The organism is Staphylococcus marylandisciuri (genome assembly GCF_025519785.1).
GTDB classification, from domain to species: Bacteria; Bacillota; Bacilli; order Staphylococcales; family Staphylococcaceae; genus Staphylococcus; species Staphylococcus marylandisciuri.
Genome location: NZ_JAOPKZ010000012.1, coordinates 44,963 through 59,764, shown reverse-complemented (window position 1 = coordinate 59,764; position 14,802 = coordinate 44,963). Strand labels below are relative to the sequence as shown.

General features: G+C 35.6%; 12 protein-coding genes and 1 pseudogene. 11 read left to right on the top strand and 2 right to left on the bottom strand.

Going from position 1 to position 14,802, the window contains the following annotated elements:
- The first annotated feature begins 192 nt into the window (after positions 1-192).
- A complete protein-coding gene (gene pyrG / locus N9R04_RS08000) occupies positions 193-1,800 on the top strand; it encodes a CTP synthase (RefSeq protein ID WP_262856232.1) in 1,608 nt (535 codons plus the stop codon).
- Between the two features lie 179 nt (positions 1,801-1,979).
- Here pyrG and N9R04_RS07995 read toward each other — a convergent pair whose 3' ends face one another.
- On the bottom strand, positions 1,980-2,507 hold the full coding sequence (locus N9R04_RS07995; protein ID WP_262856231.1) for a DUF2529 family protein: 528 nt from the start codon (positions 2,505-2,507) through the stop codon (positions 1,980-1,982).
- 88 nt (positions 2,508-2,595) lie between these two features.
- Between N9R04_RS07995 and N9R04_RS07990 the strand changes: the two genes are divergently transcribed.
- From N9R04_RS07990 to N9R04_RS07970, 5 genes and pseudogenes are all read left to right on the top strand, one after another.
- A complete protein-coding gene (locus N9R04_RS07990) occupies positions 2,596-2,769 on the top strand; it encodes a hypothetical protein (protein ID WP_262856230.1) in 174 nt (57 codons plus the stop codon).
- 425 nt (positions 2,770-3,194) lie between these two features.
- Positions 3,195-4,454 (top strand): UDP-N-acetylglucosamine 1-carboxyvinyltransferase, encoded by a 1,260-nt coding sequence (gene murA, locus N9R04_RS07985; protein WP_262856229.1) that lies wholly within the window; start codon positions 3,195-3,197, stop codon positions 4,452-4,454.
- Positions 4,455-5,092: 638 nt separating this feature from the next.
- The gene (locus N9R04_RS07980; RefSeq protein ID WP_262856228.1) at positions 5,093-6,523 is read left to right on the top strand and encodes an aldehyde dehydrogenase family protein; all 1,431 of its coding nucleotides are present in this window, start codon (positions 5,093-5,095) and stop codon (positions 6,521-6,523) included.
- Between the two features lie 541 nt (positions 6,524-7,064).
- Positions 7,065-7,657: pseudogene (locus N9R04_RS07975) on the top strand (DUF536 domain-containing protein); the annotation flags it as partial.
- Between the two features lie 335 nt (positions 7,658-7,992).
- Positions 7,993-8,988 (top strand): ketoacyl-ACP synthase III, encoded by a 996-nt coding sequence (locus N9R04_RS07970; RefSeq protein WP_262856227.1) that lies wholly within the window; start codon positions 7,993-7,995, stop codon positions 8,986-8,988.
- Between the two features lie 283 nt (positions 8,989-9,271).
- Here N9R04_RS07970 and N9R04_RS11485 read toward each other — a convergent pair whose 3' ends face one another.
- Positions 9,272-9,574: a 4'-phosphopantetheinyl transferase family protein gene (locus tag N9R04_RS11485; RefSeq protein WP_373316349.1), complete on the bottom strand. Its 303-nt coding sequence runs from the start codon at positions 9,572-9,574 to the stop codon at positions 9,272-9,274.
- Between the two features lie 534 nt (positions 9,575-10,108).
- Here N9R04_RS11485 and rho point away from each other — a divergent pair.
- The 5 genes from rho to prmC all read left to right on the top strand — a co-directional run bounded on the left by rho (position 10,109) and on the right by prmC (position 14,770).
- A complete protein-coding gene (rho, locus tag N9R04_RS07965; protein WP_262856225.1) occupies positions 10,109-11,425 on the top strand; it encodes a transcription termination factor Rho in 1,317 nt (438 codons plus the stop codon).
- 250 nt (positions 11,426-11,675) lie between these two features.
- Complete coding sequence (locus tag N9R04_RS07960; RefSeq protein WP_262856224.1) at positions 11,676-11,933, top strand: type B 50S ribosomal protein L31; 258 nt, start codon at positions 11,676-11,678, stop codon at positions 11,931-11,933.
- A 325-nt stretch (positions 11,934-12,258) separates the two neighbouring features.
- The gene (locus N9R04_RS07955) at positions 12,259-12,858 is read left to right on the top strand and encodes a thymidine kinase (RefSeq protein WP_262856223.1); all 600 of its coding nucleotides are present in this window, start codon (positions 12,259-12,261) and stop codon (positions 12,856-12,858) included.
- Positions 12,859-13,938, top strand: coding sequence for a peptide chain release factor 1 (gene prfA / locus N9R04_RS07950; protein WP_262856222.1), 1,080 nt, complete (start codon positions 12,859-12,861; stop codon positions 13,936-13,938).
- Positions 13,925-14,770 (top strand): peptide chain release factor N(5)-glutamine methyltransferase, encoded by an 846-nt coding sequence (gene prmC / locus N9R04_RS07945; RefSeq protein ID WP_262856270.1) that lies wholly within the window; start codon positions 13,925-13,927, stop codon positions 14,768-14,770. The genes prfA and prmC overlap by 14 nt, the downstream gene beginning before the upstream one ends.
- Positions 14,771-14,802 lie beyond the last annotated feature (32 nt).

Here is a 14,802-nt window from a genome sequence, read left to right as displayed (position 1 = left end):
CTTACAATGTGTGAGAGGGAGCGATTTTTTTATTTTATCATAAAGAAAAAGTGAAAGTTTAAATGATATTTTTAAGGCATATCTTATTCAAGTGGTTTTAGAAACAAGAAGCGCTCAAGGTTAATTCTTTACATATTTAAAAAATGAGTTAAGTAATGATGTTTAATCTACAAAAGGGTAGGAGGACGAAAGATGACAAAATTTATATTTGTAACAGGTGGCGTTGTATCATCGCTAGGAAAAGGAATCACAGCAGCTTCACTAGGGAGATTGCTGAAAGACCGTGGTTTAAATGTTACTATACAGAAGTTTGATCCCTATTTAAATGTCGATCCAGGTACGATGAGTCCCTATCAGCATGGTGAAGTATTCGTCACGGATGACGGAGCTGAGACAGATTTAGACTTAGGTCATTATGAGAGATTTATCGATATTAATTTAAATAAGTATTCTAATGTGACAGCTGGTAAAGTTTATTCAGATGTATTGAAGAAGGAACGCCGTGGAGATTACTTAGGTGGCACCGTACAAGTCATACCTCATATTACTAACGAAATTAAAGAGCGATTGTTACTAGCTGGAGAAAGTACGAATGCTGACGTGGTCATTACTGAAATAGGTGGGACGACTGGCGACATAGAATCTTTACCATTTATAGAAGCTATACGTCAAATTCGTAGCGACTTAGGTCGAGAAAATGTAATGTACGTTCACTGTACGTTATTACCATATATTAAAGCGGCAGGGGAAATGAAAACTAAGCCTACGCAACATAGTGTTAAAGAATTGAGAGGATTAGGGATTCAACCGGACCTTATTGTGGTGCGTACAGAATATCCAATGACGCAAGATTTAAAAGATAAGATTGCTTTATTCTGTGACATTAATGAACGCAGCGTCATAGAGTGTCGTGACGCTGAATCTCTCTACGAAATACCTCTGCAATTAAGTGAACAAAACATGGATGATATCGTTATAGAACGTCTAGGTTTAAATGTTCAATACGAAACGCAACTCGAAGAATGGCAATATTTATTAAATACAGTTAATAATTTGGATGGTACTATCACAATAGGTTTGGTCGGTAAATATGTCAGCCTTCAAGATGCTTACCTCTCCGTTGTAGAGTCTTTAAAGCACGCAGGATATCCACTTAAAAAAGATGTTAAAGTGAAATGGATAGACTCTAGTGAAGTGACAACTGAGAACGCGAAAGATTATTTAGCTGAAGTGGACGGTATTTTAGTTCCAGGTGGATTTGGTTTCCGAGCTAGCGAAGGTAAGATTGCCGCGATCAAATATGCTCGTGAAAATAATGTACCTTATTTCGGCATATGTCTCGGTATGCAACTCGCCACGGTTGAATACGCTCGTCACGTCCTTGGTTTAGAAGGTGCGCATTCAGCAGAATTAGACCCTAATACGCCACATCCTATTATCGACTTGTTACCAGAACAAAAAGATATAGAAGATTTAGGTGGTACTTTACGTCTTGGTCTATATCCTTGTCATATTAAACAGGGCACTCTAGCGGAGTCTATATATAAGGAAACTGATATAGAAGAACGTCATCGCCATCGATACGAATTCAATAACAATTATCGAGAGCAATTAGAAGCTCACGGTATGGTGTTCTCAGGCACGAGCCCTGATGGACGTTTGATAGAGATGGTTGAATTACCAGAAAATGATTTCTTCGTAGCATGTCAATTTCACCCTGAATTTACTTCGCGTCCAAATCGTCCACAACCTATCTTTAAAGCTTTTGTTGAAGCGAGTTTGAAGCAACAACAAAAATAATATTGCTCAACTTGTACTACATTATTTGTAAAGAGATTAGTAAGTGATATCTGAGAGTTATTCAGAGTAGGTACAAATGGGACTTTAATAAATTTATAGCCAGCGCTTAGTCATGTTTCGTTAGACGACAGATTAAGTGCTGGCTTTTGTCCTTGTGTTCAATTTCGAGACGGTAGAGTTTAATAGGATAAATCTAAATCCCTAATCATCTCGACCATTTGAGTATAAATCTCATAATATACGTAATTGAGTGCGATAGGATGAGGTGATACCACTTTATCATAGTCTTCCGTGTAGACTATAGGTCGCGGCGTCGAAAGGTTGATGTAGTGAAAGAGATGGTCTGGAAATTCACGATCCTTTGGCTTGTTACAGACAACGACAAAATCAGCATCTATATCAATAAGTGCTTGAACGTCCCGCTCTACGTCGTCATTATAAAAAGGCGCAAATAGGAAAATACGGTCAGTAGTATCGATTTCGTCAAAGTTATTTAACGAATCGATTAGTCGACTTGACTCTAATTTCTCATTACTTTCAGTTATAAATGTTTCATAGAATTTTAGGTCATCATACCCTTTAACATAAACATATCCTTCACCGCCGATAGCTTGTATCAAGCATTGTGCTGCCATTTGAATATCTAATTCTTGCTTTTCTAGACGATTAAATACACCGTTAATTTGTGTATTTAAGATTTTAGACATTACACTACCTCCCAAATCAATATCTATCTTATTGTAATGAAATTAAATTTCGTTTTCAAACGGAGGTAAGGATTGGAGAGATTAGGATTTGAGCAGGGGGCCCCAACGAAGAGAAACTGATAAATCAGTTTCTACAAGCACAGCGAGTTGGGGTGGGGCCCCCACAAAGAGGGAGCGGGACTACGAAATCTTCTTATTCAAGTTAGATTTCTGTCCCGCTCCCCTACTTTTTCTGAGATTTTTTGTCTCAACCTCTATGTAAAATCGATGGCTGGGCCTTTTTAGGAATTTAACAAAGAAATTTTGTATACTAATAAAGGAAAGAATACTTATTCAAATATTTGAGCGACTTTTGAAAAGTTTGTCTATTAACGTGATTGAGTTGAGGCATTTATGGGAAAATAAAATATATTCATATGAAATAAATTTTGCTACTGAAAGTGATTCAACTAATAGTCAACTCGCAAAAGGATAAAATCTTTAATGTCACACCACTATAATCTTTACTTAAACGTTATGTTAGAACTAGAATGGGTCGATTTTTTATCTCCATTACAGATAAAATGTAATGTCGACACGTCTACTTTTTTAAAGATTAAGAAGTTTTGCAAACAATTTGAAAGTAATTTATAATGCAAATAATGTATTTTTGCGAAATATCGATCGAGTATAAAGGAGAACATAGGCATGAGTCAAGAAGTGATTAAAATAAGAGGTGGTCAAACACTATCTGGAACTGTACATAACCATGGAGCTAAAAATAGTGCTGTTGCTATTATTCCTGCAACACTACTCGCTGAAGAACCAGTTACAATTGATGGGTTGCCACAAATATCCGATGTGGAAACTTTAGTGAGTTTATTAGAAGATTTAAATATAAATACTGATTTAAAGGACACGACGTTAAACGTCGATCCCACTCAGATTGAAAATGCTCCACTGCCGAATAATAAAGTTCAATCGCTACGTGCATCCTATTACATGATGGGAGCTATGTTAGGAAGATTTAACAAATGCGTAATAGGTCTACCAGGTGGATGCCCATTAGGGCCTCGTCCTATAGATCAGCACATCAAAGGCTTTAAAGCTTTAGGAGCTGTTGTTGATGAGTCTAGCAGTACTTCCATGAAGATTGAAGCGGATAAATTAGTAGGTGCTAACATCTTTCTAGATATGGTAAGTGTCGGTGCAACAATTAATATTATGTTGGCTGCTGTGCGTGCAGAAGGTCAAACTGTTATAGAGAATGCAGCCAAAGAACCTGAGGTAGTTGATGTAGCTGCTTTCTTATCAAGTCTCGGTGCCAAGATTAAAGGGGCAGGCACTAGTACTATCAAGATTACTGGAGTTGAACGATTGACAGGTTCTAATCATCAAGTGATTCCAGATCGTATCGAAGCAGGGACTTATATGTGTATTGCTGCTGCATGTGGGAAAGATGTGACAATTAATAATATTATACCTACACACATAGAACCTTTGACTGTTAAGCTTAAAGAGTTAGGCGTTGATGTTAATATGGGAGAAGATTCTGTCCGCATTAACCGCAGTGAACCTTACGAGAGTGTTAATATTAAGACGCTCGTCTATCCAGGATTTGCTACAGATTTGCAGCAACCGATTACTCCTCTTTTATTCTTAAGTAATGGAATATCGACAGTAACTGAAACCATCTACCCCGAACGTTTTCGTCATGTTGATGAACTGAAGAATATGGGGGGAGATATTTCAGCAGATAAAGGTACAGCAACGATTAAACCCTCTCAACTTAAAGGGACGAGTGTCTATGCAAGTGACTTAAGAGCAGGAGCTTGTCTCATTGTAGCCGCGCTATTAGCAGAAGGTGTCACTACAATTTATAACGTGAAACATATCTATCGTGGTTATACTGATATAGTTAACACGCTGAAACAACTCGGTGCTGATATTTGGACAGAAGAAGTATAAGTTAACTGACTAAAGGAGATTCTTTAGAAGCTGATTGATAACCAATTGCAATACGACTGTAAAAGATATAGCGCTGAATAAAAAGCGGATTGGTTAACTTAAACGACAGGTTTACCTCCAAATGTGTTAATTTAAGATAGATTTGAATAACTAAATTGATGCGTCTCGCTTTGGTTAATTTAATTTATAACTGTATATATGATTGGTTTGTCATAAATAGGTCTGGTGAAGTAAACATGGATGTGCTTCCCAGCCCTTTTTTGGTTCATTCAAAAGGTGATGATTTCCATAACTAGTAGTAACCTTGACGTGTAAGAACGACTATAATGCTCGCTAGTAGACAAATACGATGTTAAGACTCAATTCTTGTTGGGAGAATAATAAAAAGTAAGTCATATTTTTAACTATGGGCTGCGAATAGTAATAAAGAAGCTATGACAATTTAGTAAGTAGCTGTTGGGCTAACTAAATTCTTTACAAAGTCTGTGGTCTGATAGAAACGAAACATTGATAATCAAACATTCAAATATGAAATTCTAAGCAAGTTAGTGGATGTAAAGCTGACCATTTTAGTATGTTTAATAGGTGGAGAAAACGGAAATGTTTATAATAACACTAGATAAGGAGTGTATATCATTATGAGAAACTATAACAAGCAATATATAAATGGTGAATGGGTCGATAGTGCGAGTGGAGAAACAATCGACGTAATTAATCCTGCCACTGAAGAGGTATTAGGAACTGTAGCAGCCGGTAATAAAGAAGATGTTGATAAAGCGGTAGATGCTGCAGAACGAGTAGCAGTGGACTTTCGTCATAGTTCAGTAGAAGAAAGAAAAGAATTATTAGATAAAATTGTTAAAGAATATGAGAATAGAAAACAAGATATCATTGAAGCGATCACAGACGAACTAGGTTCACCTTTATCAGTTTCTGAAAGTGTACACTACCAAATGGGAATCAATCACTTCCAAGCAGCACGCGATGCTTTAGACACATTTGAATTTGAAGAACGTCGCGGTGACGATTTAGTAGTTAAAGAAGGTATCGGAGTCGCTGGACTTGTCACACCGTGGAACTTCCCAACTAATCAAACTTCATTGAAACTTGCAGCAGCATTTGCAGCTGGTACGCCTGTAGTATTGAAACCTTCTGAAGAGACACCATATGCAGCTATTATCCTTGCAGAAATATTTGATAAAGTCGGCGTACCTAAGGGAGTATTTAACTTAGTTAATGGTGATGGCGAAGGTGTCGGTAATCCGCTTAGTGAACATCCTAAAGTACGTATGATGTCATTCACAGGTTCTGGTGGTACAGGTAGTAAAATTATGGAAAAAGCTTCTAAAGACTTCAAAAAAGTATCATTAGAGCTAGGTGGTAAGTCTCCATATATTATTCTTGATGATGCTGATATTGAAGAAGCTGCTGAAGCCGCTACTAAAAAAGTAGTGAACAATACTGGACAAGTTTGTACAGCAGGCACAAGAACTTTAGTACCAGAAAGTATCAAGGAAGACTTCTTAAAAGCGGTGAAAGAGAAATTTGAAAATGTAAAAGTTGGTAATCCTCGCGAAGAAGGCGTTGAAGTTGGACCGATAATCAGTAAAAAACAATTTGATCAAGTTCAATCCTATATAGATAAAGGTATTGAAGAAGGAGCAGAATTATTCTACGGAGGACCTGGTAAACCTGAAGGCTTAGAAAAAGGTTACTTCGCACGTCCAACTATATTTAACAATGTAGATAATCAGATGACGATCGCTCAAGAGGAAATCTTTGGACCGGTAATGTCAATTATCACTTACAATGACATCGAAGAAGCTATCAAAATTGCTAACGATACTAAGTATGGCCTAGCGTCTTACGTCTTTGGCAAAGATAAAGAAACTCTGCGTCACATTGCACGCTATATTGAAGCGGGTACTTGTGAAATAAATGAAGCTGGACGTAAACCAGACCTACCATTCGGAGGTTATAAACAATCAGGTTTAGGTCGTGAGTGGGGCGACTACGGTATCGAAGAATTCTTAGAAGTTAAATCTATCGCCGGATACTACAAAGAATAACTTTTACAATGAGATATTTAATGAACTAAATAGAAGATCATCAAAGTATAGACGGCAGAGATATAAGTCAGTTAGCAATTGTAGAAGTACGAAGTTTTCGTGAAATTTGCGAACAATCTTAGCACTATATTGATTAGGACCGGTGGGGCCCCAATATAAAGAAACTGGTAAGACAGTTTCCCCCAAGCAATGCGAGTTGGGGCGGCTCCAACACAAAGAAACTGATGAAACAGTATATTGAAAAAATAGAGGGAGCGGGACAGAAATCTTTTTATTCAAATTAGATTTCTGTCCCGCTCCCTCTGGTTTTCAATAACCAGTCCTATTTGATAAAGAGCCGTGCTTGTACCAAGGTATTATGCGTTATATAATACAAGTATAAATTTGACATTAAACAAACGTGCTGCAACGTTTTATTACCGTACCCCAACTATTACCAGTAGTTGGGGCTTTTAATTTGTTAAGGCTATTATTGCATTATAAATAAACTTATAAAAGGAGAAAGTAGAAACTCGTCAAAGGTTGATAAAGAGTTGATGATGTGAAAAGTGTAAAAATCTTAAGTGAAGAATTAGGAGTTAGTAAGCAAACAATTTTAATAACATTAAGCGATTGAATATAGAAACAATAAAACAAGCAAACACTTCGTTTATTAAAGAAAATACTGATATAGAAAAAATCATTCAAAGAGTCAATGAAAATAAAAAGAAATATGGTTTTTAAAATACTACAGAAGACAAGCAAAAAAAGATACAGGCAATAGTAACATTGAATCCAAAAGTGTTACTCACATAGTAGAAATTCTTAAGAAGCAGATTGATATTTTAAATGATCAAATTGAAAAACAAGAAAGTCTTCATGAAACCACAATTGAATTCTACAGAAAAGAGTTGCAGGAAAGATCAAAATCACTTGAAAACCTACAAATCTTAGCTCTAGAAAGCAATAAAAAGATTCAAAAATTGGAACATCAATCAGAGGAAGAGAGACAGCTTAATGATTCCTTCGATAAATCTACTAACGATCGAAAAAATATTGATGTACAAAAAACACCATGTACATCTGATTCCGTAAATATGGATCAATATCAGAAAAAAGAGAAAGAGCCAGATTTTCAACATAAAGACATTCTTGAAGAAAATAAGAATAAAAATATAAAAGAAGATAGATTATCGAAAGATAATAAAACATCAAAAGAAATAAAAATTGATCTTAATGTTAAGAAAGGAGTATCTAAAAAGGGGTTTTGGAGTCGATTGTTTGGTAACTAACTGTAATTAAAAGGGCTCTATTTCAGTATTAATATATTGTAAAATTGATTTTATAGCAGAATTTTTATTTCAATTGAAAGTAAGATGATGACTAATATTAAAATATATTTGAAATTTTGGTAGAATTGAGATTAAGATTTTATAAATGTAAAAACGGTGAGAATTACTTTGAAAATCTTATAGTAAAGGATGATTATAATGGATTCTAAAGCTAGAATTACTGCTCAAGGAGCTTATATTCCATCGACAGTATTAACAAATGAAGACTTAGAAAAAATTGTAGATACAGATGATGAATGGATAGTTTCACGAACAGGAATTAAGGAAAGAAGAATTAGCGAAAAAAACGAACAAACTAGCGATTTAGCATATAGGGCTGTAATTGACTTAACTAATAAATATGGTTCAAATATAAAAGATGTTGATTTTATTATTGTATGTACTCTAACACCAGATTTTAAAACTCCTAGTGTTTCATCGTACATACAATATAAACTAGGTATTGAAAACGCAGGAGCTATAGATATAAACGCGGCTTGTGCTGGTTTTACTTATGGATTGTATTTGGCAAACTCTTTAATTACTTCTGGCGTCAATAAAAAAATATTAGTTATAGGTACAGAAAACCTCTCGAAAATAACAGATTATACTGATCGAACAACCTGTATTCTATTCGGTGATGGCGCAGGTGCATGTTTAGTTGAAAAAGATGAAGAAAATCCTAGCTTTATTTCAGTTATTAATGGATCAAATGGATCTAAAGGAAAAAATCTTTATGCAAGTAATATAGGTAGTATTTTAGATGGGTCCCCAATTGATAAAAACGGATTAATAAAACAAAATGGAAGAGAAGTTTATAAATGGGCTGTTTCTACATTACCCAAAAAAATTAAAGAGCTATCCGAATCATGTGACTTAAATATTAGAGATATCGACTGGTTTATTCCTCATAGTGCAAACTTAAGAATGTTGGAGTCAATTTGTGAAAGAGCGGATATAGATAAGAACAAATTATTGACAAGTATTAGAAAGACAGGAAATACATCTTCAGCATCTATTCCTTTATCGATAAACTTGGCAACACAAGAAAATAAGTTAATAAATAACCAAAAAATAATGCTATTTGGATTTGGAGGTGGATTAGCTTATTCTGGACTAATTATTAATTGGAACTTAGATAAAAAAGTCAATTAACTCCTCTAAACTTATTTCGGTAATATTAAAATTGCTTAAATTATATTGAGAACAAATGCTTAAAGCAAATGACTTTTTAACTAACTCAGTTTTAAAATAGGAGTTATTATTATAATTTTTTCATTGATTTTTTGCTGGTTAAAGACCATATTAGTATCAAGTATATTATGATAAAAACCCTTTACGAATGCATTTAATAAAGCTTTCTTTTGCGTCCATAATTTTAAAAATTCATGCATTTTCTTCTCATTATTGGAAAAAGAGTTTATATACTCTTCTTCTTTTATTGAAAAGAATTTTTTATTATATCATGGTTGAAAACCTCTATATTTTCTATATCAATTCCAACACCAGAATTATTAACTGATAAAACAATTAAATCTTTAGAGTAAGATATATTAAAATGAATGTTAGAATTTTTGATGTATGGTTTATTATATCTAGTCCTTTGTATTTTAAAGTTGCTAACATTATAATTCTTTTGAAAATAATAATGTAAAAGTAATTTACTTATTAGAGTGTTGTACTTTGGGTCACTGTCCTTGTATTTGATTATTTTATCTTTATCACTGACTATATTAAACAATAAATTATAATACTTATTAATTAGGGGTCTATACTAAATAGGACTGGCGACCCAACTGGTCCTATTTTTTAATACAAAAAGAGCGCAGTTATCTCTATAATTAAAAGTATACGACCACTTAAAATTAAGGGATAATGCGCTTATGTTTAATATTGGGAGCGGGACAGAAATCTTTTTATTCAAATTAGATTTCTGTCCCGCTCCCACTTTTATCATCCGATTTTTTGTTAAATCAGATGCTAATAATTTGTATATAAGATCAAGAATCTTTTTGTAATTAAGGGTAAATTTTGCTATAGTAATTAGGGTAATAAGATTGAGTAACGACATATTTAAGCTGATTGCGAACTTACGAAGGTTACGGTAAGTTGGCAATATTTTTAACCTTTACATATCTCATTGTATGAAATTTCTAGAATTCTTTTATATAAATTATTTGCAAGCGTGCGTATTTGCACGAATATACATGATATCTTAAAATATCAAACTGAAATCAATCTTGTTATTAAAATTTAATGAAATGGGTGTAAAATAATGCCTGAGAAAGAACGTACTTCTCCTCAATACGAATCGTTCCACGAATTTTACAAAAACTACACTACTAAAGATCTCACTCAAAAAGCTAAATCACTTAAATTAACAAATTATAGTAAATTGAATAAAAAAGAATTAGTTCTTGCTATTATGGAAGCTCAAATGGAAAAAGATGGTAACTACTATATGGAAGGGATATTAGATGATATTCAACCTGATGGCTATGGTTTCTTACGTACAGTTAACTATTCTAAGGGTGAAAAGGATATCTATATCTCAGCGAGCCAAATTAGACGCTTTGAAATTAAACGTGGTGACAAAGTTACAGGTAAAGTTCGTAAACCTAAAGATAACGAGAAATACTATGGTTTATTACAAGTAGACTTTGTCAATGATGAAAATGCAGAAGAAGTTAAGAAACGTCCTCATTTCCAAGCACTTACTCCTCTTTATCCAGAAGAACGAATTCTCTTAGAAACTTCGCGTACAAATTATTCTACACGTATCATGGATCTCATTACTCCGATAGGTCTCGGGCAACGCGGTCTTATTGTAGCGCCCCCGAAAGCAGGTAAGACCTCTTTATTAAAGGAAATCGCTAACGCAATAGCTGTAAATAAACCTGATGCAGAACTGTTTATTCTTCTCATAGGGGAGAGGCCTGAAGAGGTAACAGATATTGAGCGTTCCGTAGAAACTGCTGAGGTTGTTCATTCCACATTTGATGAACCCCCTCAACACCATGTCAAAGTAGCAGAACTTCTCTTAGAAAGAGCCAAGCGTTTAGTTGAGATTGGTAAAGATGTCATCATACTGATGGATTCAATTACGCGTTTAGCTCGCGCTTATAACCTCGTAATTCCGCCTAGTGGTAGAACATTATCAGGAGGATTGGATCCTGCCTCGCTCCATAAGCCTAAAGCTTTCTTTGGAGCAGCTAGAAACATTGAAGCAGGTGGCAGTATGACCATACTCGCAACCGCTTTAGTCGATACTGGCTCGCGTATGGATGACATGATATATGAAGAGTTTAAAGGTACAGGTAATATGGAACTGCACTTGGACCGTAAGTTAGCAGAACGACGCGTCTTCCCAGCTATTGATATCGGTCGAAGTTCAACGCGTAAAGAAGAGTTACTCATTTCACAGAAAGAGCTTGAATCTTTATGGCAGTTACGCAATATGTTTACTGATTCATTCGATTTCACTGAGCGCTTTATTCGCAAGTTGAAACGCACGGATAATAATCATGAATTTTTCGTACAGCTTCAAGAAGCAGCCAAAGAAAGTACTAAAACAGGAAAGCCTATCATCTAACTAAGTAAAATTTGTAAAGCGTTTAATGCTATCGTTCATTAGACCAAGCGGCTTGAGATCTCGAGTGACAACGTTAGATGTCCAAGGGGAATGTTTACTGTCGATACTCCTACCTTGACTCTTTAAGCGCACCTCAAAGTTAGTTAGGGGGGTTGCGTTTTAAGAGTGTAACACTTATAATGACTTAGTATTGAGTAAAACTCACAAATAACTCTGTTCCAGATGGTTCAGGGCAAAGGAGCTGAAAATAATGAAACAAGGAATTCATCCGGAATACCACAAAGTTATCTTTTTAGATACTACAACTGATTACAAATTCTTAAGTGGTTCAACTAAAACATCTTCAGAAACGATGAAATGGGAAGATGGCAATGAATACCCAGTTATTCGTTTAGACGTATCTTCTGATTCTCATCCATTCTACACTGGTCGTCAAAAATTCGCTGCAGCAGACGGTCGTGTGGAACGTTTCAACAAGAAATTTGGTTTCAAATCAAACAATTCTTAATTATTTATTTAAAGAGGCTGGGACATAATGTAATGTCTCAGCCTCTTTCAGCATCTTGGCAGTAGATGGCTGATTTGAAAATGCGCTTGTATCAAGCTTTTTCAATTCTAGTCCTCCTTGCCGGGGCGGGACTACGAAATCTTTTTATTCAAATTAGATTTCTGTCCCGCTCCCTTTTTCTAATACGCGAAAGATGATGCTCGACGATCGTAGCGTTCCCACTACTCATACATAATGAAGAAAAAAAAGTATTTTAAAGGTAAATCTAAATTATAAAATATGATATAATGAGACGATTATGTTTTTAAAAAAGGTGGATCACATCATGTATGAAACTTATCACTCTGGTTGGATAGAGTGTATTACCGGAAGCATGTTTAGTGGAAAATCTGAAGAACTCATACGTCGTTTACGTCGTGGTTTATATGCGAAACAAAAAGTCATCGTTTTCAAGCCCGCCATAGATGATCGCTATGAAAAAGACAAGATTGTTTCTCATAATGGTAATGCGATTGAGGCGATTAATATATCGACAGCAGCTGAAATACTTAAATATGATTTGTCCCAAGTAGACGTAATTGGAATAGATGAAGTTCAGTTCTTTGATAGTGAAATTGTACATATAGCTGAACAGCTAGCAGAAAGAGGACATAGAGTTGTAACAGCTGGATTAGATATGGACTTTCGTGGTCAGCCTTTCGAGCCTATGCCTAAATTATTGGCCGTTAGTGAAATTGTTACTAAATTACAGGCTGTCTGTGCAATATGTGGTGCTTCATCAAGTAGAACACAACGCTTAATAGATGGACAACCTGCTAAAGCAGACGATCCAGTCATCTTAGTAGGAGCTAATGAGAGCTATGAGCCTCGTTGTCGCGCCCATCATATTGTTGCACCTAGTGACAAAGATAAGGAGGAAGAATAAGTGTTTGATCAATTAGATATTGTTGAAGAGAGATATGAACAACTCAATGAATTACTTAGTGATCCTGAAGTAGTCAATGATTCTGAAAAACTTCGTTCTTATTCTAAGGAACAAGCAGATTTGCAAAAAACTGTAGATGTTTATCGTGACTATAAACAAGTTAAAGAGGATTTAGCTGATATTGACGACATGCTTAAAGAGACTAAAGATAAAGACGAAGTAGATATGTTGAAAGAAGAAGCTAACGAGCTTAAAGGGCGTGTTCCTGAGCTAGAGGAAGAACTGAAGTTCTTACTCATTCCTAAAGATCCTAACGATGATAAGAACGTTATTGTAGAGATACGTGCAGCGGCAGGTGGAGATGAAGCGGCCATTTTCGCTGGTGATCTATTACGCATGTATTCTCGCTACAGTGAGACTTTAGGATATAAAACGGATGTTGTAGAAATGAATGCGAGTGACCATGGTGGTTATAAAGAAGTAAGCTTTATGATTCAAGGTCAAGGTGCTTATTCTAAGCTTAAATATGAAAACGGTGCTCATCGTGTACAACGAGTTCCTGAAACAGAGTCGGGCGGCCGTATTCACACTTCTACAGCTACCGTTGCTGTCTTACCTGAAGCGGAAGACGTTGAGGTAGAAATACGTAATGAAGACATTAAGATAGATACTTATCGTTCAAGCGGCGCAGGTGGACAGCACGTTAACACGACTGATTCTGCTGTGCGTATTACTCATACTCCTACAGGTACAGTAGTCACTTCACAAGATGAGAAATCTCAAATTAAAAACCGTGAAAAAGCGATGAAAGTATTGAAGGCACGTGTTTATGATATGAAAGTTCAAGAAGAAGAAGAAAAATATGCTTCAGAGAGAAAATCAGCTGTCGGTACGGGAGATCGATCTGAAAGAATTAGAACTTACAACTATCCTCAGAATCGTGTGACAGACCACCGTATAGGTTTAACTATTCAGAAGCTAGACCAAATTATGGAAGGGAAACTAGACGAAATTATCGATGCACTCACTGTTTCAGAACAAACTGACAAATTGAAAGCGTTAAATGATGGCGAGTTATAACGACGTAATTGAGCGTGCTAAACGTCAAGCAGAAATAGAAGGAATTGAAGCCACTCGAGTTGAGTGGCTCTTTCTTGATTTATTCAATTGGTCCCGTCTAGATCTTGTGTTAAATGGTCGACAAGAGATGTCACTTGAAGACGAAGATAAATTCAGCGAAGCGCTACGCAGACTATTAGCAGGTGAGCCTATACAGTATATCGTTGGCTTTCAAATGTTTTACGGTGAGCGATTTAAGGTAACACCAGATTGTTTAATACCTAGAGCTGAAACAGAAGAGGTGACGATGTACTTTCTACAGCAGTTAGAAGAAGAGGACCTTGTCGTAGATGTGGGTACAGGAAGCGGTGTCATACCAGTGACGCTAAAAAAAGCTTTACCTTCTTTAGAGGTTATAGCTACTGATATTTCTGACGCAGCTCTTAAAGTAGCAGAAGAAAATGCGCACCACCATCAAACAAGCTTTAAATTGTTTAAAGGGGACGCGTTAAAGCCCTTAATAGAACGAGGTATTAAAGTAGATGGCTTAATTTCAAATCCACCTTACATAGGTAAGGGAGAAATAGGTGTAATGGATAAGTCAGTATATCGCTTTGAGCCTCACAGTGCATTATTTGCAGAGCAAGAAGGATTAGCTATTTATAAAAGGATTATCAAAGACTTGCCATATGTGCTCAATGCCAATGCAGTAGTGACATTTGAAATAGGTTATCGACAAGGAGAACTACTTAAAGCGTATATTGAAGCGATGTACCCTGGCATTCAAGCTGAAGTGCAACAGGATATTAATGGAAATCCTAGAATACTTTCTTTTCGATGGTATGGCGAATAGTTTGGTATGGATCACTATCATGTTAATCGATA

Coding starts and splice junctions, on each gene's coding strand:
- N9R04_RS07980 (WP_262856228.1), top strand. CDS start 5,093: ATGAGAAACTATAACAAGCAATATATAAATGGTGAATGGGTCGATAGT.
- N9R04_RS07960 (WP_262856224.1), top strand. CDS start 11,676: ATGAAACAAGGAATTCATCCGGAATACCACAAAGTTATCTTTTTAGAT.
- pyrG (WP_262856232.1), top strand. CDS start 193: ATGACAAAATTTATATTTGTAACAGGTGGCGTTGTATCATCGCTAGGA.
- rho (WP_262856225.1), top strand. CDS start 10,109: ATGCCTGAGAAAGAACGTACTTCTCCTCAATACGAATCGTTCCACGAA.
- prmC (WP_262856270.1), top strand. CDS start 13,925: ATGGCGAGTTATAACGACGTAATTGAGCGTGCTAAACGTCAAGCAGAA.
- N9R04_RS07955 (WP_262856223.1), top strand. CDS start 12,259: ATGTATGAAACTTATCACTCTGGTTGGATAGAGTGTATTACCGGAAGC.
- N9R04_RS07970 (WP_262856227.1), top strand. CDS start 7,993: ATGGATTCTAAAGCTAGAATTACTGCTCAAGGAGCTTATATTCCATCG.
- N9R04_RS07995 (WP_262856231.1), bottom strand. CDS start 2,507: ATGTCTAAAATCTTAAATACACAAATTAACGGTGTATTTAATCGTCTA.
- murA (WP_262856229.1), top strand. CDS start 3,195: ATGAGTCAAGAAGTGATTAAAATAAGAGGTGGTCAAACACTATCTGGA.